A 23,486-nucleotide genomic window follows, 5' to 3' on the forward strand; every position below is an offset into this window, starting at 1 on the left:
AAGGCTCCTCTCGACTTTCTCTCTATCTAGGCGCGGGCAGCGCGGCGATCCAGTCGGCCAATGGCTGCCATAGCTGTTCTTCCGCGCGTCCCCCGACGACCATGCCGACATGGCCCGTGCCGCCGGCCCGTCGGTCGGCCAGTCCGATCGCGGTGGCGGCGGGGACGATCCGGTCGCCGGTGGCGACGAATTCGACGCTAGGGGCGTCGCATTGCGATGGTGTGACGATATCGCCCGCCACGCGCCATTGTCCCTGGCCGGGACGATCCAGCGCGATCAATTCCTCGAACAATTCGCGCCCAAAGGCGTGGGGCAGGGGGGCGCCCTGATTGGCCCAATCCTCCAGCCGGATGAAGCGGCGCGCCGCCTCGCTGCGCGGATCGAGATCGGCGAAGGCCGCATATTTGGCGATGGTCCGCGCGGGATCGAGTTGCCAGAAGCCCGCCTGCAACGCCTCCATGGGAACGAGGCCCAGAGCCTCGGAGGTCGGCTTGATCGCGGCCCATATCGCGGTCATCGCGGCGCGTGCCTCCTCGCCATAGCCGGTGAAATGCCAGGGCGCGGCGATGGCGGCCAGTCCCGCCACCTCGCTCCGCGCCGCCGCCGCCATGGCGAGCGTGCCGCCCAGGCAATAGCCGACCAGCACCGGCGGTTCGGGGAAGGTGGCGATCAGCGGCAGCAGGAAATGCTCGACATGGCCCGCCACATCGACGTCGCGATCCTTCGCGCCGGGCGTGCCCCAGTCGATCAGCCAGGGGTGGAAGCCCCGTCCGCGAAGCCAGCGGATCAGCGAGCGGTCGCGAGACAGGTCGAGGATCGATGGCGGGTTGATCAGCGAGGGGATGAACAGGACAGGACGGCCTTCTCCGCCCGCATCCCGCAATTTCACCCGCCCGCGCCGTCGCCGCACCGGCAGGGCGCGCATCGGTCGCTCGCGCTTCGCCGCCTGGAATCGCCGCAAGCCCTCCATGGCGCGTTGCACCAATTCCGGGTTCGCCGTGGCCTCGCTGCGCAACATCGCCAGGAACAGGGGCAAAGGGCGCGGTCCGTGTTGCGATGCGAAATCCATGGCGTTAGGCTGCACCAAAATCATGACAGGAAAGGCGGGGGTCGATGAAGAAGCAGGCGGCGGACGGCATTGTGATCGTCAAGAAATATGCGAACCGGCGGCTCTACAACACCGAAACCTCCTCCTACATCACGCTTGATCATCTGGCGGCGATGATCCGGGCGGGGCGCGACTTCAAGGTGGTCGATGCCAAGACCGACGAAGACATCACCCATAATGTCCTCACGCAAATCATCATGGAAGAGGAAAGCCGCGGTGAGACGATGCTGCCGGTCAATTTCCTGCGCCAGTTGATCTCGATGTACGGCGACTCGATGCAGGCGATGGTGCCCGGCTATCTGGAGGCGTCGATGGACAGCTTCCGCCGCAACCAGGAACAGTTCAAGTCGGCGGTCGAGGGGGCCTTCGCCAACACGCCCTTCGCCGATCTCGCCAAGCGCAACCTGGCGATGTTCGAGGCGGCGACCCAGGGGTTCAAGCCCGGTGCGGCGGGGCCGGCTCCCGCTGCGGCTCCTGCGGCGGGCAAGGATGCGGAGATGGCCGCGCTGAAGGCCGAACTCGCGGCGCTCAAGGACAAGATCGAGAAGCTGGGCGAGTAATCGATCCTCCCCGGCACGGGGAGGGGGACCGTCGCGAAGCGGCGGTGGAGGGGGCTTGCCGCGAGGAAGGTCCTGTGTGGAAGCCCCCCTCCGTCAGGGCTTGCGCCCTGCCACCTCCCCGTGCCGGGGAGGATCGTGAGCCGCAATGGTCGAGCGCGGCCTCCGACTTCGCTCAGGCCGAACGGCCGCAACAGGTCTCCATTGAACCCGCGCACCCCCACCTCCATATCGCCGCGCATGAGCGGGAATGAACACGCCATGCCGACCTGGCATGGCACGACGATTTGCTCGGTCCGTCGCGGCGGCCGGGTGGTGGTGGCCGGGGACGGTCAGGTTTCGATGGGCCAGACGGTCATGAAGCCCAATGCGCGCAAAGTCCGGCGGCTGGGCGACGGCTCGGTCATCGGCGGCTTTGCAGGCGCGACGGCGGATGCCTTCACCCTGTTCGAGCGGCTGGAGGCCAAGCTGGAGCGGCATAACGGCCAGTTGCTGCGCGCGGCGGTCGAACTCGCCAAGGACTGGCGGACCGACAAGTTCCTCCGCAACCTGGAGGCGATGATGATCGTCGCCGACAAGGACGTGACGCTGATCCTGACCGGGAATGGCGACGTGCTGGAGCCGGAGAACGGCATCTGTGCGATCGGCTCGGGCGGCAATTACGCGCTCGCGGCGGCGCGGGCACTGGTCGATTACGAACAGGATGCCGAGACGATCGCGCGCAAGGCGATGGCGATCGCCGCCGATGTCTGTGTCTACACCAATGATCGCGTCACGCTCGAAGCCGTCGACGGCGCGCAGTAACTTCCCAGAAATCCGAAAGCTCCCATGAACGACCAGCTGACCCCGAAGGCGATCGTCGCCGCGCTCGACGCGCATATCATCGGCCAGGCCGACGCCAAGCGCGCCGTGGCCGTCGCGATGCGCAACCGCTGGCGTCGCCAGCGTCTCGGCGCGGATTTGCGCGACGAGGTGACGCCCAAGAACATCCTGATGATCGGCCCCACCGGCTGCGGCAAGACCGAGATCAGCCGCCGTCTGGCCAAGCTGGCCGATGCGCCCTTCGTCAAGGTGGAGGCGACCAAGTTCACCGAGGTCGGCTATGTCGGCCGCGATGTCGAGCAGATCGCGCGCGACCTGGTCGAAGAGGCGATCCGGCTGGAGAAGGAACGCCGCCGCGTCGCGGTGAAGGACAAGGCGGAAGAGGCGGCGATGAACCGCCTGCTCGACGCACTTGTGGGCAAGGATTCGAGCCAGGCGACGCGCGAGGCCTTTCGCCAGCGCTTCCGTGACGGCCATCTCGACCAGACCGAGATCGAGATCGAACTGGAACAGGCTCCGGCCATGCCGTTCGAGATCCCCGGTGCCGCGCCGCAGATGATCAACCTGTCGGAAATGATGGGCAAGGCGTTCGGCGGCGGCCAGCCGCTCAAGCGCCGCAAGCTGACCGTCTCGGCCGCCTGGACCAAGCTGGTCGAGGAGGAGGCGGACAAGCGGCTCGACCAGGACGAGGTCAGCCGCGCGGCGCTGGCCGATGCCGAGGCGAATGGGATCGTCTTCCTCGACGAGATCGACAAGATCGCGGTGTCGGACGTGCGCGGCGGCTCGGTCAGCCGAGAGGGTGTGCAGCGAGACCTGTTGCCGCTGATCGAGGGCACGACGGTTTCGACGAAGTATGGCCCGATGAAGACCGACCATATCCTGTTCATCGCATCCGGCGCCTTCCATGTCGCCAAGCCGTCAGACCTGTTGCCCGAACTTCAGGGGCGTCTGCCGATCCGGGTCGAATTGAAGGCGCTGACCGAGGCGGATTTCGTCGCCATCCTGTCCGACACCAAGGCGTCGTTGCCCGCCCAGTATAAGGCGCTGATCGGCACCGAGGGCGTCGACATTTCCTTCACCGAGGACGGCATCGCCGCCATCGCCCGCATCGCCGCCGAGGTGAACGGGCAGGTCGAGAATATCGGCGCGCGGCGGCTCCAGACGGTGATGGAGAAACTGCTGGAGGAGGTCAGCTTCGAGGCGGAGGATCGCCAGGGCACGACGCTGACCGTGGATGCGGCCTATGTGGACAAGCAATTGTCGGCGGTGGCGCGGAATACGGACTTGAGTCGGTTCGTCTTGTGATCGGGGTGGGGGCTCGGTGAGACCCCCGAGCCCTCCCCCATCCCCTCCCGCCTGCGGGAGGGGCGTGCCCCGTTCGAGACGGCGGAATTGAAGCGTAACCGTTGGTCCTTGCCGCTCCCCTCCCGCGGGCGGGAGGGGATGGGGGAGGGAAGGCCCCAAGCCACGCGGCTTGAGACACCCCCCTATTTCCTCCCCCGCTCATAGGGCACGAACCCGTCGAAGAAGCACCATTGCGACGGAATCGACATCCCCTGTTGCAGCACCTGGAACCGGTCGTTGCGACAGATCTGCGATCCCCAGCGCTCGACGATCAGCGTGTTGAAGGGGCGCAAGCCCGGGCACTGGCCGCGCACCTTGGCCTTCCACATGCGCTTTCCGCCCGGATTGATGACGATGCTGTTGTCGTCATAGATGGACGGCCCCGTCATGGTGACGCTGGTGTCGACGCATTGCGCGGGCGGTCCGGCGGTTCGTCCGGCAAAGGGGTCCGACTTGGCCGCCGTCAGGCCGAGCGCCAGTACCGCGACGGTGGCGAAACGCGCGCGCATCACCGCTCCTTTCGATAGGGGACGAACGCCCCGAAGCTGCAACTGCCGGTGAAGAAGCCCGAGGTGCGGTCCACCGTCTGGGCGATGTCACCCGAGCAGAGTTGTCCCGTGGTCGTCCGCGTGACGAGGATGTCGTTGCGTGACCGCTGTCCGATCCCCTCGCAACCGCCAGCCGTCTGGCTGACGAATTTCAGGCGCGGGCTGATCGTATAGACGATGGTCGGGCCATAGGCGTTGACCTGGCGCGTGGTATATTGGCCGATGCATTGGGTCGGCTTGCCGGGCGTCAGGCCGCGCAAGGCGGCGGCGAGATCGGCCCGGTTGGTCGCGGCGGCCTGTTCGATCCGCGCCTGTTGCGCCGGGGTGGGCGTGCACCCGGCGATTGCCGCGGCCATGGTCGTCAGGGGGAGCAGGGTTCGGAAACGCATCTTTCAGCCTCCATCACAAAAACCCCCGTAGCAATGACTTAACCCTTGAACGCGTCCTTGGCTGCACGCCGCTCGGCCAGTTCGGCGGCATCGACCGAACGGAGGAAGGGGTTGGTCGCCCGCTCCAGCGCGATGGTCGTCGGAATGGTCGGCTCGCCCTGTTCGCGCATCGCCGTCACCTCGACCAGCCGTTCGGCAACGGCATCGTTGTCGGGTTCCGCCACCGCCGCGAACCGGGCGTTGGACAGGGTATATTCGTGGCCGCAATAGACTCGCGTGTCGCCGGGCAGCGCGGCGAAGCGGCGCATATTGGCATGCATCTGCTCCGCCGTCCCCTCGAACAGCCGACCGCAGCCCATGGCGAACAGCGTGTCGCCGGTGAAGATCACCGCCCGGTCGTCGAAGTGAAAGGCGATATGCCCTGCCGTATGCCCCGGCACCGACCAGATGGTCGCGCGCGCGTCACCGATGGCGATGTCGTCTCCCTCGGCCAGCAGCGTGTCGAGCCCGGCGATCTTCGCCGCCTCCGCCGCCGGGCCCGCCACCCGCGCGCCCTGCGCCTGCAACGCCTGCGCCCCGCCGACATGATCGGGGTGCCAATGGGTCAGCCAGACCTGCTCGATGGTCCAGCCGCGCGCCGACGCGGCGGCGGCGACCGGCGCGGCCTCGCCCGGATCGAGCGCGACGATGCGGCCCGCATCGTGGATCAGCCAGGCGTAATTGTCGCTGAGGACGGGGACTCGGACGATTTCCATGGAAGCTCTCTTACCAGCTTCCGACGTTCGGCATCGAGGCCCAAGGTTCGGCGGAGGGCAGGGCACCGTCCTGCAACAGTTCGATCGAGATGCCGTCGGGCGTCTTGACGAAGGCCATATGCCCGTCGCGTGGCGGCCGGTTGATCGTCACGCCCGCGTCCATCAGGCGCTGGCACGTCTCGTAGATATTGTCGACGCGGTAGGCGAGATGGCCGAAATTCCGCCCGCCGGTATAGATTTCCGGGTCCCAATTATGGGTCAGCTCGACCTCGGCACGGCCCTCGTCCCCCGGCGCGGCCAGGAAGATCAGCGAGAAGCGCCCCGCCTCGTTATCGATGCGGCGCACCTCCTTCAGGCCCAGCAGTTCGAAGAAGCGGATGCTGGCGTCGAGGTCGCTGACGCGGATCATGGTGTGAAGGTAACGCATGGAAGCTCCTGCCTGTGACGCGATGGTCATTCTAATCCGTCGGGGGCCGGGCGGCTTTGACGTGCGATAAGGATCAGCGTGACGGAAATTGCGACAGCGCCTTGGCGGTTTCGGCGCGGATCGGACTGTCCGGCGGGGCGAGCCGGGCGGCCTCGCTCCACGCCTTGCGCGCGGTCGCTTCGTCCCCAGCGGTGGCGGCGATATTGCCCGCCTCCAACTGGACATTGGGGTCGTCGGCGGAGCGGGCCAGCGCCTGGGCGATGTCCTTCTGCGCGCGCGGCAGATCCTTCATCCGCCGCGCCAGCGTCGCCGACAACAGCCAGGCGAGCGGATCGGCGGGGGCGTTGACCAGCGCCGCGTCCAGATCGACCCGCGCCGCCACGGGCTGTCCCGCTGCGACCAGCGCCCGCGCACGGTCGAGCTGTGCCTCACCCCGCGCGAAGCCGGTCAGGTCGCCCGAGGCGAGCGCCGCATCCAGCGCGGCGCGGGCCTTCGCCGCATCGCCCGCCGCCAGAAAGGCGTTGCCCGCCTGCGACCAGTAATTGGCGGCGCGTATGTCATGCGCGGTTTCGGCGGCGCGCGCCGCCTGTTCGAAGGCGCTGGCCGCCGCCGCCCATTGCCGCTCGGTCGTGTAGGCGAGGCCCAGGCATTGCTGCGCGAAATAGCCGCCGCCCGCCAGCGTCCAACTGCTCGCCTCCATCCGCGCGGTGGCAGGGCTCCGCTCGGCCATGACGACGCAGTGCTGATAGCGCGCCTCGCGCGGGTCGGCGGGCAGCGCGGCGGATGGCGGCGGCGGTGTCTTGGCGGCGGGCTTGGGGGACGCCTGAACGGCGGCGGCGAGTGCGAGGGGGAACAGGATCATAGCGGGCTCGACACTTCTTCGACGGCGCGGATCAGCAGCGCGATGTCGCCGTCGCGCGACAGGCGGTGGTCGCCATCCTTGATCAACAGAGTCTGCACGTCGGCTGAACGGAAAAGCTGCGCCAGATGGGTGGTGCGGTGCCACGGCACATCGGGGTCGGCCATGCCCTGGAGCAGCCGGACCGGCCCGTCGAAGGCGATCGGGCCGAAGGTCAGGCGGTTGGCCTCCCCCGACGACCAGAAACGGCGGGTATAGACGGTGGGGGCGGGACCATAAGGATTGGGACGCTCCAGCCGACCGTTCTGGAGCAGCGTCATCTTCTCCTCTGTCGAAAAGCCCCAGTCGGTGAAGTCGGGTGCGGGCGCGATCCCGACCAGCGCCTTGACCTGGTCGGGCCGCGCCTTGGCGCCGAGCAGCATCAGCCAGCCGCCCATCGACGATCCGACCAGCACGGCGGGGCCCTTCACCACATCGTCGAGCATGGCGAGGACATCGTCGCGCCAGTCGGCCAGCGCCTGATCCTCGAACGCCCCCTCCGACTGGCCGCACCCGCCATAATCGAAGCGCAGGAACGCGCGGCCCTGTGCGCGTGCCCATGCCTCCAGCGCCAATGCCTTCGACCCCTGCATGTCCGAGGCATAGCCGGGCAGGAAGACGATCGCGGGGCCGGTGCCCTCGCTCCAGTGATAGGCGAGATTGGGGCGGGGGGCGGTAGCGGTGTCGGTCATGCGGAGGATTTAGGGTCTGGGCGGGAGGATGGAAAGCGCCACTCCTAACCTCCGTTCAGCCTGAGCGAAGTCGAAGGCCAAGGGGAGCGCGTTGGAAAAGGGGATTTGGGCGGAGGTCCGGGGCGTGGCCTTCGACTTCGCTCAGGCCGAACGGACGGTGGATGCGTCGCGCGGCGAGGACTGCCAGTCCCTCGCAAGCGATCCCGAATTTCTCCGGTCCTACGGCCGCCAGTTTCACCGTGTCACGCGCGACGCGCAACTATGGTAGGTTCGTTCCACACGCGCCGCAAGTGAGTAACCGGGCATGGCCTTGGTGGCGGGAGATAGGGGCGCGGATCGAGGCAAATTCCTCCCCAAGCTCGCTTGGGGAGGGGGACCGCTCGCGCCAGCGAGTGGTGGAGGGGCATTCCCCCTCAGATCACATATTCCACGCTCTTCGTCTGCGCCTGCGCCGCCTGAACCTTGCGCCGCTTGGCGACCATCTCGGCGTGGAGCCGCGCCACCGTATCGCTGCCGGTCGTGGTGCACAGCCCCGGCACGACCGCGTGGACCAGCGCGCCCAGCCCGCCGATGATCATGATCCCACCGAACCGCGCGGCGACGCCGAAATGCTGGAGATAGCTTTCGCCGACGCTTTCGGGGTGTTCGGTAAACAGGCGGCGGAACATGATCGACGATCTCCTATGGCCGTTCGCATCGATCCTATCATGACGATGGGGATTGGCCAAATCAGCCTCGCGACGGGCTGACGAAAATCTCCTCGATCGGGCGTTCGAACAGTTCGGCGATCTTGAAGGCGAGGGGCAGCGAAGGGTCGTAGCGGCCCGTCTCGATCGCGTTGACGCTCTGGCGGCTGACCTCCAGCCGCTCGGCCAGGTCCTGCTGGCTCCAGCCGCGCTCGGCGCGCAAGGTGCGAAGATGGTTGTTCATTCCGTGCGGCCCTCGACGAACCGGTTGACGCAACTGCCCAGGCCCAGTCCCCCGAACCACAGGATCGGCCAGGCATAGCCGACGAGATGCGGGAGCAGATCGAACCCCTCCAGAAAGCCCCACAGTGTCGCTCCCGTCATCGAAAGGCCGGTGGCGATCAGCGACTGCCGGACCAGCAGCATCCGCAGATACTCGTCCCGCTCCTCGGTCATGTACAGGCCGATCGCGACGAAGAAACCGATGACCGGCAAGGCGGGCAACACCCCGATAAGATAGGCCGCCGCACCGCCAACCATATGGCGGTTCAGCAGATATACCGCCGAGAATAGCAGGGCCGCATAGAGGATCGCGAGCAGGATGACCCGACGCTGATAACGACGTGTTGCGGACGACAAAGCCATGACGAACCTCCTTCGGATGTGAAGGAGGCTTTACATGGAAAGCTCGCTTTACGTTAAGCGTCCTTTACGTGGAGGCCAGCCGCTCCACCATGTCCTGCGCCAGCAGGCTGAGCGTATCGTCGCGCGCGCCCATCACCACGATGCGGTCGCCCGCCCGCGCCTCGGCGATCAGCGCTTCCGCTGCCGCCGCACGGTCGGCAATGTGGCGGGCGTCGACTCCGCGATCGCGCAGGTCGGCAATGATGTCGGCGCTGGTCACCTCGCGCGCGACGGTCCCGCCGAAATAGGCGGGGTCGGGCATCGCCAGCACGTCGACGGGCTTCATTCGCGCGGCGATGCTGTCGACCAGTTCGCGGCGCATGACCTTCAACGGGCCATAGCCATGCGGCTGGAACAGAATCAGCAAGCGTCCCGGAAAGGCGTGGAGCGTGTCGAGCGTCGCGGCGATCTTGTCGGGGTTGTGGCCGAAATCGTCGATGACGGTGACGCCGTTCGCCTCGCCGACCTTCTCGAACCGCCGCTTCAGGCCGGTGAACCGCTCGACCGCGCGGATCGCGTCGATCAGCGGCACGCCCGCCGCCATGCTGGCGCCGATGGCGGCCAGCGCGTTGGAGACATTGTGGCGGCCTGGCACCGACAGGCGGACCCGATAGCCCGCGCCGCCGGTCACCAGGTCGAACCGGATCGCGAAGGGCTCGGGCTTCAGCGCTTCGGCGACCAGATCGGCCGCCCCCCCGACCGCGAAGGTCGTCAGGTTGGGCAGGTCCGCCAGCAACGCCGCCGTCTCGGCATCGCCGGCATTGGCGACGACGTGGCGCGCGCGCTTGGCGAATCCGCCGAACAGGTCGCGCAATTCTTCCAGCGACTTATGGTCCAGGCTGACATTGTTCAGCACCGCGATGGCGGGGTCATAGAGTGCGATCGAGCCGTCGCTTTCGTCCACCTCGCTGACGAACGCCTCGCCATCGCCGACGAGCGCGCTGGCGAAGGGGCTGTCGGGCGACACGAAGTCCTTCATCACCGCGCCGTTCATCGCGGTCGGATCGCGCCCGGTTTCATGCAGGATGAAGGCGATCATGCCGGTGACGGTCGACTTGCCGCTGGTCCCCGCCACGCCGATGGGCAGGCGGCTTTCGTTGAACAGGTCGGCCAGCATCCGTGCGCGGGTGGCGCGGGGGCAGCCCAGCCGATTGGCGACGACGATGTCGGGCACCGTCTCTTCCACCGCCGCCGAGGCGATGACCAGCTGGTCGGGCGAGGTCACCCCCGATCCGTCCTGCGGAAACAACGCGATCCCGGCGGCGCGCAGCGCATCGAACTTGGCCGCGACCCGCCCCTGGTCGAGCCCCCTGTCGGAGCCCGCCACCGTCCATCCACGCGCGCGCAGGATCATCGCGAGGGGCATCATCCCCGATCCGCCGATGCCCACCAGAAAACAGGAATTGCCGTTGGTCATGGCGCCACGCTATCGGCGAGTTGGTGGTGCAGGGCAATGCCCGGCCGGATGGGCAGCCCCAAATCGGCAGTGAAGGGACGCGCTGAAATGAAGATCGGAATCCTCGCCCCGGCCAGCATCGGCAACCCCGCCGCCGAAGCGCCGGTCGGCGCCTTCGCCGCCATCGCCTATCCGCAGGTCGACCTGATCTTTCACCCGCAATGCTATGAGCAGGACGGGCATTTCGCGGGGTCCGACGAACGCCGCGCCTCGGCCTTCCTGGAATTCGCCAATGATCCGGGGATCGATGCGATCTGGTTCCTGCGGGGCGGCTATGGATCGAACCGAATCCTGTCGCGGGTCATGCCGAACCTCAACGCGGCGGCGGGGCACAAGACCTATATCGGCTATTCCGATCTCGGCTTCGTGCTGGCCGCGCTCTACGCCCGGCGGATCGGGCGGCCCGTGCACGGGCCGATGGCGAGCGATATCCGGCGCCAGCAGGGCGACGTCACGGTGGCGCGCTCGCTCGGCTGGCTGGTCAGCGGCGACCGGCAGGGGCTGGAGCCCGGACTCGACGGACGTCCGGCGGCGGCGTTCAACCTGTCGATCCTGCACGCATTGATCGGCACGCCCTGGCTGCCCGACCTGACCGACCATGTCCTGATCGTCGAGGAGGTGTCGGAGCATCTCTATGCGGTCGATCGGATGCTGTTCACCATGGCCAACGCCACCCAGTTGAAGGGCGTGGCGGGCGTAAGGCTGGGCGCGGTCAGCAATGTCCAGCCCAACGAACCCGAATGGGGCGAGACGCTGGAATATATGATCCAGCGCTGGTGCGGCGAGATGGGCGTGCCCTATCTGGGGCGTGCGCGGATCGGACACACACAGGACAATCATGTGGTGCCGTTCGGGATCGTGTGAGGACGAAGGGAAAGGCCATGAACAAACCGTTATTCGCCATCATGTTGGGCCTGTCGGCGACGGGCGCACTGGCGCAAACCGTGCCGCCGCGCCAGATTCTCATCTCCGCCCTGGGCACGGTGCGCACACCACCCGACCGGGTGACGGTTGGCTATATGGTGCGCGGCGAGGGCACGACCTCGGACGAGGCGACCGCCAAGCTGCGCGACCAGGCCGAGGCCATTCGCGCCGGAGCGCAAGGATTGCTGCGGGGAGCGGCGGAGGTCCGCGCGTCGCAGTTCGACATCGCGCCGGTCCGTTCACGCGAATGCAATGCCAATTCCTATGGGCCACCGCAGCTGTCGACCGGACCCTGCGCGATCCTGGGCTATGTCGCATCCATGCCCGTCACGGTCACCACGCCGCGTGTCGCCGATGCAGGTACGCTGGTCGGCCTGATCGGACGGCTGGGCGGCTTGCAGGCCAGCATCGCGCGCTATTGGCTGAGCGACGACACGATTGCCCGGCAAAAGGCCATGCGCGCGGCGCTACTCAACGCCAAGGCGCAGGCGACGCTGATTGCCGAGGGGGCGGGCGGCAAGCTCGGTGCGCTGATCCGGGTCCAGGACAGCGGCTATCGTGAGGTTCCGATCGAGATGGTGTCGGTGGATGCCGCGACAGCCTATCCGCCCGCGCCGCCTGCTCCGCCTGCGCCACCTGCTCCGATCCGGGTCGACCTGGCGCCACAGCCGATCGAGACGAATGTGCGGTTGATGGCGGCTTACGCAATCGATCAATGATCGCGCCCCAGGGTGCGTGATGTCGCTCGAACATGGCGTGTCCCTGGCGGTGCTTGAAGCGGTATCTCCTCTGATACGGATAATGATGTGGGTGAACCCACGCGGCATTCCCGCCGCTTCGCTCCATAAACCAGATCATTTTTGTGTGTTTATGCAGAATAATATTGTTGGCGTGCTTTCCGAAACTTGACGGGCCGTACCATCGTCTGTCGCCAGGGGGTGCACATAGGAGAGGTGTCATGGCAGACAGCAATGGCGGCGGCGGTCGCGAGAACAATCCGGGCAACTTCGCCAATGACCGCGAAAAGGCCTCCGAAGCCGGGCGCAAGGGCGGCCAGGAAAGCGGCGGGAACTTCAAGAACGATTCCGAACGCGCGGCGGAAGCCGGTTCCAAGGGCGGTCAGGCCAGCCATAGCGGCGGTCGCTGACCGACAGGGGCGGCGGCGGTAACGGACCGGCGCCGCCCTTTTCTTTCGGCACGGCAGCTTGCGTTAACCATTTGCGCCTAGGGCAAGTGGATGGAAATGCGTAAAATCTGTACCGGATGCCGTGATGGTGTCGATTTCGATATCCCGTTCGCGATGGCGTTTCAGCCGATCGTGGATACGACCACCGGTCTGCCCTTCGCCTATGAGGCGCTGATCCGGGGGCTGGAGGGAGAGGGCGCATACAGCGTTCTGTCGCAGGTGACCGAGGCCAATCGCTATTCCTTCGACCAGGCGTGCCGGGTCAAGGCGATCGAGACCGCGATGGCGGCGGGGATCATGGGGGGTGACGCGCGGCTGTCGATCAACTTCCTGCCCAATGCGGTCTATTCGCCGATGGCCTGTATCCAGTTGACCCTGCGCACCGCCCAGGCCCAGGGCCTGCCGGTCGACCGGCTGATCTTCGAGTTCACCGAGAATGAGCAGATGGGCTCGCCCGAGCATGTCGCCGGGATCATCGACACCTATAAGCAGATCGGCTTCTCCGTCGCGATCGACGATTTCGGTTCGGGCCATTCGGGGCTGGACCGGTTCGTTCGCTTCCACCCCGACGGAGGTCAAGCTCGACATGGAACTGGTCCGCGACATCGACACCGATCCTCGCCGCCGTGCCATCGTCCGCGCCATGGTGGGCATGTGCGCGGAACTCGACACGCTGCTGATCGCGGAGGGGATCGAAACCGCCGCCGAGGCCGCGACCCTGAACGAACTGGGCGTGCGCTATCATCAGGGTTACTGGTATGCCCGTCCCGCGCTGGGGACGCTGCCGAGGGTGCAGGGGCGCGCCTGAGCCACCCCATATACGCCGCGCGGATTCTTCCCTATAGAGCCCCGCGCGTCCGGTTCCGCGGGCGCATCACCCTATAGCTATCGAAGAGAGTATCCATGTCCGCGATGTTCCGTATCACGCTGCCCGACGGTTCCGTCCGTGAGGTCGCGCCCGGAACTACTCCCGCGGACATCGCCGCCGCGATCGGACCGGGCTTGGCCAAGGCCGCGATCGCCGCGCGCGTCGATGGCGAGTTGCGCGACATCATGCGCCCGTTCGAGGGCGACTCCGCACTCGCGCTGGTGACCGCGAAGGACGAGGCCGACGCGCTCGAACTCGCGCGCCACGATTATGCGCATGTGCTGGCCGAGGCGGTGCAGGCGCTGTTCCCCGGCACGCAGATCACCTTCGGCCCGTCGACCGACGACGGCTTCTATTACGACTTCGCGCCCAAGGACCGGCCCTTCACCGAAGAGGACCTGCCCGCGATCGAGGCCGAGATGCGCAGGATCATCGCGCGCGACGAGCCGCTGATCCGCGAGGTCTGGACCCGCGAGCAACTGATCGAGCGTTGGAAGCAGCAGGGCGAGAGCTTCAAGGCCGAGTGGGCCGCCGAACTGCCCGATACCGAGGAACTGACCGTCTACCGGGCGGGCAAGGGCGAGGATGCCTGGCTCGACATGTGCCGGGGGCCGCATCTGGCCTCGACCGGCAAGCTCGATCCCAATGCCTTCAAGCTGACCCGCGTGTCGGGCGCGTACTGGCGCGGCGACCAGAACAACGCGATGCTCAGCCGCATCTACGGCACCGGCTGGCTGAACAAGAAGCAGCTTGCCGAACATCTGACGCGCCTGGAGGAGGCCGCCAAGCGCGACCATCGCAAGCTGGGCAACGAGATGGACCTGTTCCACCTCCAGCAGGAGGCGCATGGCTCTGTCTTCTGGCACCCCAAGGGCTATCGCATCTGGCGCGAGCTGGAGGCCTATATGCGTCGCGCGATCGACGGCACCGGCTATCGCGAGGTGAAGACCCCGCAGGTGATGGACGCGCGCCAGTGGGAGCAGTCCGGGCACTGGGGCAAGTATCGCGAGAATATGTTCGTCATCCCCGACGAGGTGCCGAACACCGAGGACGAAGGCCCGCTGGTGTCGGACGATGCGCAGTGGATGGCGCTGAAGCCGATGAACTGCCCGGCGCACGTCCTGATCTTCCGCCAGGGGATCAAGTCGTACCGCGACCTGCCGCTGCGCCTCTATGAGAATGGCTGCTGCCACCGCAACGAGCCGCATGGTGCGCTGCACGGCCTGATGCGTGTGCGCCAGTTCACCCAGGACGACGCGCATATCTTCTGCCGCGAGGACCAGATCGTCGAGGAAGTCCGCGCCTTTTGCGAACTGGCGGACCGGATCTACAAGGATTTCGGCTTCACCTATTCGATCAAGCTGGCGCTGCGTCCCGAAAAGCGCTTCGGCACCGAAGAGATGTGGGACATGGCCGAGACCGAGCTGCGCGACGCGGTCGTGCGCGCGGGGCTGGCCACCGAGCAATATGGCTGGGAAGAACTGCCGGGCGAGGGGGCTTTCTATGCGCCCAAGCTGGAATGGCACCTGACCGACGCGATCGGCCGCACCTGGCAGGTCGGCACCATCCAGTCGGACCGGGTTCTGCCCGAGCGACTCGATGCGTCGTACATCGGCGAGGATGGCGAGCGGCACCGCCCGATCATGCTCCACCGCGCGATCTTCGGCTCTTATGAGCGGTTCATCGGCATCCTGATCGAACATTATGCGGGCCGCTTCCCCGTCTGGCTCGCGCCGGTGCAGGCGGTGGTCGCGACCATCGTGTCCGACGCGGATGGCTATGCGGAAGAGGCGGCAGCCAAGCTGGCGGCGGCGGGCATCCGGGTCGAAACCGACCTGCGCAACGAGAAGATCAACTACAAGGTGCGCGAGCACTCGGTCGCCAAGGTTCCCGTGCTGCTGGTCGTCGGCAAGCGCGAGGCCGAGGAAGGCAAGGTCGCCGTCCGTCGTCTGGGCAGCCAGGCACAGGAGGTGATGACGCTGGACGAGGCCATCGCGATGCTGCGCGAGGAAGCGACTCCGCCCGATCTGCGCGGCTGAACCACCGAATATCGAATCGAAGGGCGAGGCGTTTGTCTCGCCCTTTCAAATTGACGCCCGATCGCTTATATTGCGAGGGTAATTGCCACAGGAGAAATACCCATACGTCCTCCCATGATGCGCCGTCCGATGCAGGCGCCGCCGATGAACGGTCCCCGATTCAACGAGTGGATCCAAAGCCCCAAGGTTCGCGTCATCGACCATGAGGGCGAGAATCTCGGCGTGATGTACACGCGCGAAGCGATGGCCCAGGCCCAGGAACTGGGGCTCGATCTGGTCGAGGTGTCGCCCAACGCCGACCCGCCCGTCGCCAAGTTCCTCGACGTCGGCAAGTATAAGTACGAGGCGCAGAAAAAGGCGAACCTCGCCCGCAAGTCGCAGAAGACGCAGGAGATCAAGGAGATCAAGATGCGTCCGAACATCGACGACCATGATTACGACACCAAGATGAAGAAGGTGGTCGAATTCATCGGCGAGGGCGACAAGGTGAAGGTCACCATGCGCTTCCGCGGTCGCGAGCTGAGCCATGGCCAGCTTGGCATGAACGTGCTCCAACGTGTCGCCGAACAGGTGGCCGAGGTCGCCAAGGTCGAAGCCTATCCGCGCATGGAAGGCCGCCAGATGCTGATGGTGCTCGCGCCGAAGTGAGCCTGGTCGACTCGGGGGTGTGAACCTCCGGGTGATGGCTTTGAAAGACCCCGGAGTCCTTTGGGCTGCCGGGGTTTTTCTTTGGTTGGCGCGGAGGACGCGGAGATCGTGTTCGCGCGAAGTCGCGAGGGCGCGAAGAGGATTTGCCCTTCGTCGCCGCCGTTCAACTTGAGCGAAATCGGCACGACCATCCGCCCGCTCTATGGTCCTTCTTTTCCAGAAGGGCAGGGGAGGATTGGGGGGGCGCTGACGAAAGCAGAACCGTCCCGCGTTTCGCACCACCCCGGCGAAGGCCGGGGGCCAGCAGCGATTCAGGCGCGATGTCGTGGATGCGCCATGGCATATCACTTAGGGCAGAGGAACTGGACCCCGGCCTTCGCCGGGGTGGTAAGGATAGGGCGGGTTCAGGCGCTATGCGCGATCCCCTGTCTCGGCGTCCTCTGCGCCTCCGCGCCAACCCAGAGCCCGTTCGCACTGAGCGAAGTCGAAGTGCATGCCCGAACTTCTGCCGCGAGCGTTATCCCGTGGCCTTCGACTTCGCTCAGGCTGAACGGAAGTGGGGCAATGGCGCCCTAAGCCGCAATCTCCAACGCTTCCCCCGCCGCCGCGCCCAGCAACCGTTTCTCCAACGTCTTCAACCGCCCGCCATTGGTGATCTGGTCGCCGGTCAGGTCGGTCAGGTAGAAGACGTCGACCGCGCGCTCGCCATAGGTCGCGACATGCGCCGAATGGATCGTCACCTTCGACTGGAACAGCGCATGGGCGAGCTGGTTGAGCAATGCCGGGCGGTCGCGGGCATGGACCTCGACCACGGTGAAGCGGTTCGATGCGCGGTTGTCGATCAACACATTGGGCGCGATCGGAAAGGCGTCGGCGCGCGGGCGGATCGAGGGCTTGGCGACCAGCCGGTCGGCCAGCTTGTTGCGATTGGCCAGCGCATCCTCGATCGCGCGACGCAGGCGGCTGAGCTGACCCGGATCGTCGAAGGGGCGGCCCAACGGGTCCTGCACCAGGAAATTGTCGATCGCCATGCCGTCGCGCGTCGTGTGGATGCGCGCATCGATGATGTTGCCGCCCGCGACATGGATCGCCCCCGCGATGCGGTAGAACAGCCCCGGGTGGTCGGCGGCGTAGATGGACACCAGCGTCGCGCCACGCTCGGCATAGACCTGCGCGTCGATCGACAATTGCGCATCGCCCGCCGCCGCCATCTGCCGTGCGTTATGGAGGAGCACATCCTCGGGCTCGGCGATCCAATAGGCCTCGGGCAGGCGGCGGACATGCGCGGCTATCTGCGCCTCGGGCCAGCCCAGCGCTTCGCCCAGCCGCGCTTGCTTGGCCGCGATCCGCTCGGTCCGCCCGCGCTGCTTGTGGCCCAGGCGAAGCACCTCCTCGGCGGCTTCGTACAGGTCGGAGAGCAGCTGGCGCTTCCACCCGTTCCAGGTGCCGGGGCCGACCGCGCGGATATCGACGATGGTCAGGACCAGCAGCAGGCGAAGCCGCTCCGGGCTCTGCACCGTCTCGCAGAAATCGAGGATCGTCTTGAAATCCGACAGGTCGCGCTTGAACGCGGTCGCGGACATGAGGAGGTGCCAGCGGACCAGCCAGGCCACCGTCTCGGTCTCCGCGTCGGTCAGCCCCAGGCGCGGGCAGAGCCGTTCGGCGACTTCCGCCCCCAGGATCGAATGGTCGCCGCCGCGCCCCTTGGCGATATCGTGCAGCAGTACCGCGACATAGAGGACGCGCCGCGACACGATCTGGCCGATGATCGCCGAGGCGACGGGGTGCTCCTCGACCATATCCTGCCGCTCGATCCGGGCGAGCAGGCCGAGCGCGCGGATGGTGTGCTCATCGACCGTATAATGGTGATACATGTCGAACTGCATCTGCGCGACGACGCGGCCGAAATCGGGCACGAAGCGGCCGAACACCCCCGCCTCGTTCATCCAGCGCAACACCAGCTCGGGATCGTGGCGGCTGGTCAGCACGTCGAGGAACAGGGCATTGGCGCGGGGATCGCGGCGCACGTCATCGGCCAGCTTGGCATCGCGCGACGCCGCTCGCATCGCCAGCGGATGGACTTCCAGTTCGTACCGGTCGGCGAGCTGGAAGATCTCGATCAGCCGGACCGGGTCTTCCTGAAAAAAGTCGTCGCGCGGCAGCGCCAGCCGCCCGCGATCGAGCACGAAGCCGTTCAACCGGCGCGGTCGCCTGCGGATCGTGGGCAGGCCGAAGCGATGGCCGCGCGCCGCGAACCGCTCGTCCAGATGCGCCAGGAACGCACCCGTCAGCGCGCCGACCGTCTTCACCTGAAGGAAATAGAGCTGCATGAACCGCTCGACCTTGGCCTTGCCGGGCCGGTCGGAGAAGCGCATCCGCTCGGCGATCTGGCGCTGCACGTCGAAGGTCAGCCGGTCCTCCGCGCGCCCCGTGATGGTGTGGAGGTGACAGCGCACCGCCCACAGGAAATTGTCGGCGCGGTGGAACTGGCGATATTCCTCGCGGGTGAACAGGCCCCGTTCGATCAGGTCGGCGGCGCGGTCCACGTCATAGACGTACTTGCCGATCCAGAAGAGCGCGTGCAGGTCGCGAAGCCCGCCCTTGCCCTCCTTGACATTGGGTTCGACGACATAGCGGGTGTCGCCCATCTTGCGGTGGCGCAGGTCGCGCTCGGCCAGCTTGTCGGCAATGAATTGGCGGTGCGAATCGGTTTGGATCTCCGCCTTGAAGCGGCGGGATGCCTCGTCATACAGAGCCTGATCGCCGCAGAGGAACCGCCCCTCGAGCAGCGCGGTGCGCACCGTCACGTCGGCGCGCGCCTGCCGGATCATCTCGTCGATCGATCGGCTGGAATGGCCGACCTTCAACCCCAGATCCCAGAGCGAATAGAGCATCGATTCGATGACCTGCTCGGCATGGGGCGTCTGCTTGAAGGGGGTGAGGAAGCCGATATCGACGTCCGAATAGGGCGCCATTTCGCCCCGGCCATAGCCACCCACCGCGATCAGGGTCAGCCGCTCGCCCGCCGTGGGGTTGCTGAGCGGGTAGAGCGTCTCGGTGGTGAAATCGAACAGCACCTTCAGCACCTGATCGGTCAGATAGGCCTGTGCCGCCGCCGCCTCCAGCCCGCGCGAGGGATGGACCGAAAGCCGCCGCGCCACCTCCTGCCGCCCGGCGTCGAGCGCGGCGCGAAGGATCGGCGTGACCCGCGTCCGCCCCTCCGGCCCGGTGATGCCGAGCGCGGCGACCTGTTCGGCGAGCGCCCGGCGATCGACGATGGCGCGGCGGTTGGGGAGGGATTCGAAACGGCTGTGCATGGGGAATGTCATAGGGGCTTGGGATGAACAAATGGAGAGGGGAAAGCCCCTCCACCACGCCCTTCGGGCTCGGTCCCCCTCCCCAAGCACAGCTTGGGGAGGAATGGCGTATCCCAAATCCTCCCCAAGCTGTGCTTGGGGAGGGGGACCATGCGCAGCATGGTGGAGGGGCAGGGCCCTGCGCTTTCCGCCGACCAAGATTCCGATGCTTGGGCCCCACGCCCGACCATGATACCGAGCCCGAATGGCCGACCATCACGACATTCCCGCCCTGATCGCCGACATGGGCCGCCGCGCCCGCACCGCCGCGAAGGTGCTCGCCCGGATGCCGACCGAGGCCAAGGCCGAAGCGCTGCGTGCCGGAGGGCGGGCGATCCGCGACGCGATCCCGGCGGTGCTGGAGGCCAATGCGCGCGACGTGACGGCGGGTGAGGCCAATGGTCTGTCGTCCGCGATGCTCGACCGGCTCCGCCTGAACGACGCACGGATCGCGGGCATCGTCGAAGGGATCGAGGCGGTGGCGGGGCTGCCCGATCCCGTCGGCGACCGGATCGACGAGCGCACCCGGCCCAATGGCCTGAAATTGTCGCGCGTCCGTGTGCCGGTGGGGGTGATCGGCATCGTCTATGAAAGCCGCCCCAACGTCACCGTCGATGCCGCCGGTTTGTGCGCGATGGCGGGCAATGCCGCGATCCTGCGCGGGGGCTCGGAGGCGGTGCACAGCAACCGTGCGCTGCATGCCGCCTTCGTCGCGGGCTGGACGGCGGCGGGCGGTCCGGCGGACGCGGTGCAACTCGTCCCCACCACCGACCGGGCGGCCGTGGGCGCGATGCTGGCGGCGGAGGGGCTGATCGACCTGCTGATCCCGCGCGGCGGCAAGAGCCTGGTCGCGCGCGTGCAGGCCGAGGCGAAGGTGCCGGTGCTCGCGCATCTCGACGGGATCAACCATGTCTATGTCGATGGCTCGGCCGATCACGAGATGGCCCGGCGCGTCGTGCGCGATGCCAAGATGCGACGCACCGGCGTTTGCGGCGCGATGGAGACGCTGCTGATCGACCGGGCCTATTGCCATGCCGCCGAACTGGTCGCGACGCTGGTGGACGCCGGATGCACGGTGCGCGGCGACGACGCGGTGCGGGAGATCGTGCCGGGGCTCGTCGCCGCGACGGCTGAGGACTGGGATACCGAATATCTCGACGCGATCGCCAGCGTGGCACTGGTCGATGGGGTGGACGGCGCGATGGCGCATATCGCCGCGCATGGATCGCACCATACCGACGCGATCGTCGCGCAGGATGACGCCGTCGCCGAACGCTTTCTGGCGCAAGTCGACAGCGCGATCGTGCTGTGGAACGCCTCCACCCAGTTCGCCGATGGTGGCGAGTTCGGGCTGGGCGCGGAGATCGGCATCGCGACGGGGCGACTCCACGCGCGCGGCCCGGTCGCGCTGGAGGGGCTGACCACCTATAAATGGGTCGGGCGGGGCACGGGGCAGATCAGAGGGTGAGGATCGGCCTGCTCGGCGGGTCGTTCAATCCCGCGCATCGCGGCCATCGCCGCATCACCCTGGACGCGATCCGGGCGCTTGGCCTCGACGAAATGTGGTGGCTGGTGTCGCCGGGCAACCCGTTGAAGCAGGGCGCCAGCGACATGGCGCCCTTCGCGGCGCGGCTGGCATCGGCGGAGCGGATGGCGCGCCGGGCACCGATCCGGGCGAGCGCGATCGAGCGGGACCTGCACACCCGCTACACGCTGGATACGGTGCGCGCGATCACCCGGCGCTATCCCGGCCATGACTTCATCTGGTTGATGGGCGAGGATAATCTGGAGCAATTTCATAGGTGGCGCGGATGGCGATCGATTGCGCGCGCGATCCCGATTGCGGTTATCGGCCGTCCGGGGTACAATGCCGCCGCCCACGCGACACCCGCGCTGGGCTGGTTCAGACGTTTCCAGAGGCGTCCGGGCCAGGCGAAGAACTGGACGATGTGGAGTTTGCCGGCCTTCGTGCTGTTGCGCTTCCGCCCCGACCCGACTTCCGCCACGGGCCTTCGGGCCCGCGATCCGGACTGGTTTCGGCATATGGGCCGGAACGTCCCCTGAACAGGAGCTCACTTGGCCACTTCCCCGCAATCGCCGCGTCCGTCCGATCCTGCCGAGGTGGAGGCGCTGCACCGCCTCATTCTCGCCTCGCTCGACGACGACCAGGCGGTGGAGACGATTTCGATCCCGCTCGCGGGCAAGTCGTCGATCGCAGATTTCATGGTGATCGCCAGCGGTCGCTCGACCCGGCAGGTCGCCTCGATGGCGATGAAGCTCGCCGAGAAGATCAAGGCCGAGTTCGGCCGCTCGGTGCGGATCGAAGGCCTGCCGACCGCCGACTGGGTGCTGATCGACGCGAATGACGTGATCGTCCACCTGTTCCGGCCCGAGGTCCGCACCTTCTACAATCTGGAGCGCATGTGGGCCTTTGGCGATGCGCCGACCCCGCCCGCGAGTCCCGCCGACCGCCAACTCTGACGCTTTAGGGTCCGCCCGTGCTGCTGCATATCGTCGCGCGCGGGCGGATCGGCCGTTCGCCCGAGGCCGAGCTGGTCGATCGCTATATCAAGCGGATCGGCTGGCCGACCAAGGTCACCGAACTCCCCGACACAGGGGGGAAGGTCCCGCCGCTGGAAGGACAGGCGCGCCTGGTCCTGATGGACGAGAAGGGCGAGAATCTCTCCTCGATGGATTTCGCGCGTCGGCTGGAGCGCTGGCGCGACGATGGCGTGCGCGAGTGCCGGTTCATGATCGGCGCGGCGGACGGGTTCGAGGATGCCGACCGGGCCCGCGCCGACCTGCTCATCTCCTATGGCCGCGCGACCTGGCCGCACATGATGGCGCGCGCGATGCTGGCCGAGCAACTGTTCCGCGCGACCAGCATCCTCGCCAACCATCCCTATCACCGCGAGGGATAGGCGTGTGAAGCGGCGTCATGGCGTGCTGGCGCTGGCGGCCCTGGCGCTGCTCGGCGCGACCGACATCGCCGCCGACCAGCGCCGCCTGGCCGATGCGCGCGCGGGCGCGGCGGCGGCACAGGCACGGGCGGCGGCGCTGGAGCGACAGGCCGGGGCCGAGCGCGATGCCGCCGCCATCGCCCAGGCCAGGGAGCGGGCCATGGCGGCGCGCGTCGCGGCGGCGGAGGCGGAGGTGACGGCGGCGCGCGCGCGGGTCGATCTGGTCGCCGGTTTGCTGGCCCAGCAACGGGCGCGGCTGGCGCAGTCGCAGGCCCCGCTCGCGCATCTGCTGGCGGCGATGCAGAGCATGGCGGCCAGGCCCCCGGTCGCGGCGGTGGCGCAACCGGGCTCGATCGCCGATCTGGCGCATGTCCGCGCCGTCTTCGCCACCGTATCGCCGGTCATCGCCGCGCGGTCGGCGGCGGTTCGCACCGAACTGGCCGCGACCCGCCGCGTCCGCGCGCAGGTGGTCGTGGCGGCGCGGGCGCTGGCCGCCACGACCACCAGGCTGGAGGCCGAACGCCAGACGCTGGCCCGGCTGGAGGAGCGTCATCGTGGTCGTGCCGATGCGCTGGTGCAGGTGGCGGTCGACGAATCCAACCGCGCGCTGGCACTGGGCGAAGCGGCGCGCGACATTGTCGACCGCATGGCCGAACGCGGCGAGGCCCATGCGACGGCGGGCGAATTGCTGGCGCTTCCGGGGCCGCTCTCACGCCCGCTTGCGCCCGGCGTCATCGGCCCGGCCATCGCGCCCGGCACCTATCGCCTGCCGGTGCGAGGCAAGGTCGCGGGCGGCTTCGGCGAGATTTCGGACTCGGGCGTCCGTGCGCGCGGCATCACGCTGGCGACCGTCCCCTATGCGCCCGTCGTCGCACCTGCGGGCGGCGAGGTCCGCTATGCGGGGGCGTTCCGGGGCTATGGCGGGATCGTCATCGTCAACCATGGCGCAGGGTGGACCAGCCTGGTCACGGGCCTGGGCGGCATCGCGGTCAAGCCGGGCCAGCGCGTCGCGGCGGGCACGGTGCTCGGCCGTGCGGGGCGGGGGCGGACCGGTTGGGAGCCGCGCGTGACGGTGGAGTTGCGGCGTGACGGGCGACCGATGGACATAGCGGCGATCCTGGGGTGAGGGCACGCAAGGG

Annotated in this window: 26 protein-coding genes and 1 pseudogene; 15 read left to right on the forward strand and 12 right to left on the reverse strand. The window is 67.4% G+C overall.

The features are described from left to right. Positions 1–22: 22 nt before the first annotated feature. Positions 23–1,018: an alpha/beta fold hydrolase gene (locus QE379_RS04515; protein WP_306998263.1), complete on the reverse strand. Its 996-nt coding sequence runs from the start codon at positions 1,016–1,018 to the stop codon at positions 23–25. 95 nt (positions 1,019–1,113) lie between these two features. Here QE379_RS04515 and phaR point away from each other — a divergent pair, with 95 nt between their 5' ends. The 3 genes from phaR to hslU all read left to right on the forward strand — a co-directional run bounded on the left by phaR (position 1,114) and on the right by hslU (position 3,792). Next, the gene (phaR, locus tag QE379_RS04520) at positions 1,114–1,668 is read left to right on the forward strand and encodes a polyhydroxyalkanoate synthesis repressor PhaR (protein WP_306998264.1); all 555 of its coding nucleotides are present in this window, start codon (positions 1,114–1,116) and stop codon (positions 1,666–1,668) included. Positions 1,669–1,926: 258 nt separating this feature from the next. Then, entirely contained in the window at positions 1,927–2,469 is a 543-nt protein-coding gene (gene hslV, locus QE379_RS04525) for an ATP-dependent protease subunit HslV (RefSeq protein WP_307003080.1), read from the forward strand. 24 nt (positions 2,470–2,493) lie between these two features. Next, positions 2,494–3,792 (forward strand): ATP-dependent protease ATPase subunit HslU, encoded by a 1,299-nt coding sequence (hslU, locus tag QE379_RS04530; RefSeq protein WP_306998266.1) that lies wholly within the window; start codon positions 2,494–2,496, stop codon positions 3,790–3,792. 182 nt (positions 3,793–3,974) lie between these two features. Here the strand turns inward: hslU and QE379_RS04535 are convergent, their stop codons facing one another. The 10 genes from QE379_RS04535 to murC all read right to left on the reverse strand — a co-directional run bounded on the left by QE379_RS04535 (position 3,975) and on the right by murC (position 10,327). Next, complete coding sequence (locus tag QE379_RS04535) at positions 3,975–4,340, reverse strand: DUF6491 family protein (RefSeq protein ID WP_306998269.1); 366 nt, start codon at positions 4,338–4,340, stop codon at positions 3,975–3,977. Further along, positions 4,340–4,768 (reverse strand): hypothetical protein, encoded by a 429-nt coding sequence (locus QE379_RS04540; protein WP_306998271.1) that lies wholly within the window; start codon positions 4,766–4,768, stop codon positions 4,340–4,342. Before QE379_RS04540 ends, QE379_RS04535 begins: the two co-directional genes overlap by 1 nt. Before the next feature lie 38 nt (positions 4,769–4,806). Beyond that, complete coding sequence (gene gloB, locus QE379_RS04545; protein ID WP_306998273.1) at positions 4,807–5,523, reverse strand: hydroxyacylglutathione hydrolase; 717 nt, start codon at positions 5,521–5,523, stop codon at positions 4,807–4,809. Between the two features lie 10 nt (positions 5,524–5,533). Then, the gene (locus QE379_RS04550; RefSeq protein ID WP_306998277.1) at positions 5,534–5,950 is read right to left on the reverse strand and encodes a VOC family protein; all 417 of its coding nucleotides are present in this window, start codon (positions 5,948–5,950) and stop codon (positions 5,534–5,536) included. 73 nt (positions 5,951–6,023) lie between these two features. Further along, positions 6,024–6,812: a tetratricopeptide repeat protein gene (locus QE379_RS04555; RefSeq protein WP_306998279.1), complete on the reverse strand. Its 789-nt coding sequence runs from the start codon at positions 6,810–6,812 to the stop codon at positions 6,024–6,026. After that, positions 6,809–7,540, reverse strand: a complete 732-nt coding sequence (locus QE379_RS04560; RefSeq protein WP_306998281.1) for a S9 family peptidase — start codon at positions 7,538–7,540, stop codon at positions 6,809–6,811. The genes QE379_RS04555 and QE379_RS04560 overlap by 4 nt, the downstream gene beginning before the upstream one ends. 413 nt (positions 7,541–7,953) lie before the next feature. Further along, the gene (locus tag QE379_RS04565; RefSeq protein WP_306998283.1) at positions 7,954–8,208 is read right to left on the reverse strand and encodes a DUF6356 family protein; all 255 of its coding nucleotides are present in this window, start codon (positions 8,206–8,208) and stop codon (positions 7,954–7,956) included. A gap of 61 nt (positions 8,209–8,269) precedes the next feature. Continuing rightward, positions 8,270–8,470: a helix-turn-helix transcriptional regulator gene (locus QE379_RS04570; RefSeq protein WP_306998285.1), complete on the reverse strand. Its 201-nt coding sequence runs from the start codon at positions 8,468–8,470 to the stop codon at positions 8,270–8,272. After that, positions 8,467–8,871 (reverse strand): hypothetical protein, encoded by a 405-nt coding sequence (locus QE379_RS04575; RefSeq protein WP_306998287.1) that lies wholly within the window; start codon positions 8,869–8,871, stop codon positions 8,467–8,469. The genes QE379_RS04570 and QE379_RS04575 overlap by 4 nt, the downstream gene beginning before the upstream one ends. Positions 8,872–8,935: 64 nt before the next feature. After that, positions 8,936–10,327 (reverse strand): UDP-N-acetylmuramate--L-alanine ligase, encoded by a 1,392-nt coding sequence (gene murC / locus QE379_RS04580; protein WP_306998290.1) that lies wholly within the window; start codon positions 10,325–10,327, stop codon positions 8,936–8,938. Positions 10,328–10,414: 87 nt separating this feature from the next. On the opposite strand from murC, the gene QE379_RS04585 reads away from it, so the two are divergent. The 7 genes and pseudogenes from QE379_RS04585 (at position 10,415) to infC (ending at position 16,031) form a co-directional block, all read left to right on the forward strand. Then, complete coding sequence (locus QE379_RS04585; protein ID WP_306998292.1) at positions 10,415–11,230, forward strand: LD-carboxypeptidase; 816 nt, start codon at positions 10,415–10,417, stop codon at positions 11,228–11,230. A gap of 17 nt (positions 11,231–11,247) precedes the next feature. After that, on the forward strand, positions 11,248–12,009 hold the full coding sequence (locus QE379_RS04590; protein WP_306998293.1) for an SIMPL domain-containing protein: 762 nt from the start codon (positions 11,248–11,250) through the stop codon (positions 12,007–12,009). 19 nt (positions 12,010–12,028) lie between these two features. Continuing rightward, on the forward strand, positions 12,029–12,199 hold the full coding sequence (locus QE379_RS04595; protein ID WP_306998296.1) for a hypothetical protein: 171 nt from the start codon (positions 12,029–12,031) through the stop codon (positions 12,197–12,199). Between the two features lie 49 nt (positions 12,200–12,248). After that, positions 12,249–12,437, forward strand: a complete 189-nt coding sequence (locus QE379_RS04600) for a general stress protein (protein WP_306998298.1) — start codon at positions 12,249–12,251, stop codon at positions 12,435–12,437. 96 nt (positions 12,438–12,533) lie between these two features. Then, positions 12,534–13,284 (forward strand): annotated as a pseudogene (locus tag QE379_RS04605) (EAL domain-containing protein). Between the two features lie 95 nt (positions 13,285–13,379). Then, on the forward strand, positions 13,380–15,383 hold the full coding sequence (thrS, locus tag QE379_RS04610) for a threonine--tRNA ligase (protein ID WP_306998300.1): 2,004 nt from the start codon (positions 13,380–13,382) through the stop codon (positions 15,381–15,383). Between the two features lie 114 nt (positions 15,384–15,497). Continuing rightward, positions 15,498–16,031 (forward strand): translation initiation factor IF-3, encoded by a 534-nt coding sequence (infC, locus tag QE379_RS04615; protein ID WP_037569087.1) that lies wholly within the window; start codon positions 15,498–15,500, stop codon positions 16,029–16,031. A 572-nt stretch (positions 16,032–16,603) separates the two neighbouring features. Here the strand turns inward: infC and QE379_RS04620 are convergent. Further along, positions 16,604–19,348, reverse strand: coding sequence for a [protein-PII] uridylyltransferase (locus QE379_RS04620; protein ID WP_306998303.1), 2,745 nt, complete (start codon positions 19,346–19,348; stop codon positions 16,604–16,606). Positions 19,349–19,592: 244 nt separating this feature from the next. On the opposite strand from QE379_RS04620, the gene QE379_RS04625 reads away from it, so the two are divergent. The 5 genes from QE379_RS04625 to QE379_RS04645 are packed head-to-tail and all read left to right on the forward strand — an operon-like array spanning position 19,593 to position 23,473. After that, entirely contained in the window at positions 19,593–20,855 is a 1,263-nt protein-coding gene (locus QE379_RS04625; RefSeq protein WP_306998305.1) for a glutamate-5-semialdehyde dehydrogenase, read from the forward strand. Then, on the forward strand, positions 20,852–21,451 hold the full coding sequence (locus QE379_RS04630) for a nicotinate-nucleotide adenylyltransferase (protein WP_306998307.1): 600 nt from the start codon (positions 20,852–20,854) through the stop codon (positions 21,449–21,451). The genes QE379_RS04625 and QE379_RS04630 overlap by 4 nt, the downstream gene beginning before the upstream one ends. Before the next feature lie 12 nt (positions 21,452–21,463). Further along, on the forward strand, positions 21,464–21,868 hold the full coding sequence (gene rsfS / locus QE379_RS04635) for a ribosome silencing factor (RefSeq protein WP_230482605.1): 405 nt from the start codon (positions 21,464–21,466) through the stop codon (positions 21,866–21,868). 17 nt (positions 21,869–21,885) lie between these two features. Continuing rightward, positions 21,886–22,308, forward strand: coding sequence for a 23S rRNA (pseudouridine(1915)-N(3))-methyltransferase RlmH (locus tag QE379_RS04640; protein ID WP_042483928.1), 423 nt, complete (start codon positions 21,886–21,888; stop codon positions 22,306–22,308). Positions 22,309–22,312: 4 nt separating this feature from the next. Then, entirely contained in the window at positions 22,313–23,473 is a 1,161-nt protein-coding gene (locus tag QE379_RS04645; protein WP_306998310.1) for a murein hydrolase activator EnvC, read from the forward strand. The last annotated feature ends 13 nt before the right edge of the window (positions 23,474–23,486 follow it).

It is taken from the genome of Sphingomonas sp. SORGH_AS_0879, assembly GCF_030819175.1.
Classification (GTDB): Bacteria; Pseudomonadota; Alphaproteobacteria; order Sphingomonadales; family Sphingomonadaceae; genus Sphingomonas.

What these genes read in the sequence shown, in the direction of transcription:
- QE379_RS04595 (WP_306998296.1), top strand. Translation starts at nt 12,029, where the DNA reads ATGTCGCTCGAACATGGCGTGTCCCTGGCGGTGCTTGAAGCGGTATCT.
- thrS (WP_306998300.1), top strand. Translation starts at nt 13,380, where the DNA reads ATGTCCGCGATGTTCCGTATCACGCTGCCCGACGGTTCCGTCCGTGAG.
- QE379_RS04590 (WP_306998293.1), top strand. Translation starts at nt 11,248, where the DNA reads ATGAACAAACCGTTATTCGCCATCATGTTGGGCCTGTCGGCGACGGGC.
- QE379_RS04570 (WP_306998285.1), bottom strand. Translation starts at nt 8,470, where the DNA reads ATGAACAACCATCTTCGCACCTTGCGCGCCGAGCGCGGCTGGAGCCAG.
- QE379_RS04600 (WP_306998298.1), top strand. Translation starts at nt 12,249, where the DNA reads ATGGCAGACAGCAATGGCGGCGGCGGTCGCGAGAACAATCCGGGCAAC.
- QE379_RS04550 (WP_306998277.1), bottom strand. Translation starts at nt 5,950, where the DNA reads ATGCGTTACCTTCACACCATGATCCGCGTCAGCGACCTCGACGCCAGC.
- QE379_RS04540 (WP_306998271.1), bottom strand. Translation starts at nt 4,768, where the DNA reads ATGCGTTTCCGAACCCTGCTCCCCCTGACGACCATGGCCGCGGCAATC.
- QE379_RS04535 (WP_306998269.1), bottom strand. Translation starts at nt 4,340, where the DNA reads ATGCGCGCGCGTTTCGCCACCGTCGCGGTACTGGCGCTCGGCCTGACG.
- phaR (WP_306998264.1), top strand. Translation starts at nt 1,114, where the DNA reads ATGAAGAAGCAGGCGGCGGACGGCATTGTGATCGTCAAGAAATATGCG.
- QE379_RS04560 (WP_306998281.1), bottom strand. Translation starts at nt 7,540, where the DNA reads ATGACCGACACCGCTACCGCCCCCCGCCCCAATCTCGCCTATCACTGG.
- QE379_RS04515 (WP_306998263.1), bottom strand. Translation starts at nt 1,018, where the DNA reads ATGTTGCGCAGCGAGGCCACGGCGAACCCGGAATTGGTGCAACGCGCC.
- QE379_RS04575 (WP_306998287.1), bottom strand. Translation starts at nt 8,871, where the DNA reads ATGGCTTTGTCGTCCGCAACACGTCGTTATCAGCGTCGGGTCATCCTG.
- QE379_RS04585 (WP_306998292.1), top strand. Translation starts at nt 10,415, where the DNA reads ATGAAGATCGGAATCCTCGCCCCGGCCAGCATCGGCAACCCCGCCGCC.
- hslU (WP_306998266.1), top strand. Translation starts at nt 2,494, where the DNA reads ATGAACGACCAGCTGACCCCGAAGGCGATCGTCGCCGCGCTCGACGCG.
- gloB (WP_306998273.1), bottom strand. Translation starts at nt 5,523, where the DNA reads ATGGAAATCGTCCGAGTCCCCGTCCTCAGCGACAATTACGCCTGGCTG.
- QE379_RS04625 (WP_306998305.1), top strand. Translation starts at nt 19,593, where the DNA reads ATGGCCGACCATCACGACATTCCCGCCCTGATCGCCGACATGGGCCGC.
- QE379_RS04565 (WP_306998283.1), bottom strand. Translation starts at nt 8,208, where the DNA reads ATGTTCCGCCGCCTGTTTACCGAACACCCCGAAAGCGTCGGCGAAAGC.
- murC (WP_306998290.1), bottom strand. Translation starts at nt 10,327, where the DNA reads ATGACCAACGGCAATTCCTGTTTTCTGGTGGGCATCGGCGGATCGGGG.
- infC (WP_037569087.1), top strand. Translation starts at nt 15,498, where the DNA reads ATGATGCGCCGTCCGATGCAGGCGCCGCCGATGAACGGTCCCCGATTC.
- hslV (WP_307003080.1), top strand. Translation starts at nt 1,927, where the DNA reads ATGCCGACCTGGCATGGCACGACGATTTGCTCGGTCCGTCGCGGCGGC.
- QE379_RS04555 (WP_306998279.1), bottom strand. Translation starts at nt 6,812, where the DNA reads ATGATCCTGTTCCCCCTCGCACTCGCCGCCGCCGTTCAGGCGTCCCCC.
- QE379_RS04620 (WP_306998303.1), bottom strand. Translation starts at nt 19,348, where the DNA reads ATGCACAGCCGTTTCGAATCCCTCCCCAACCGCCGCGCCATCGTCGAT.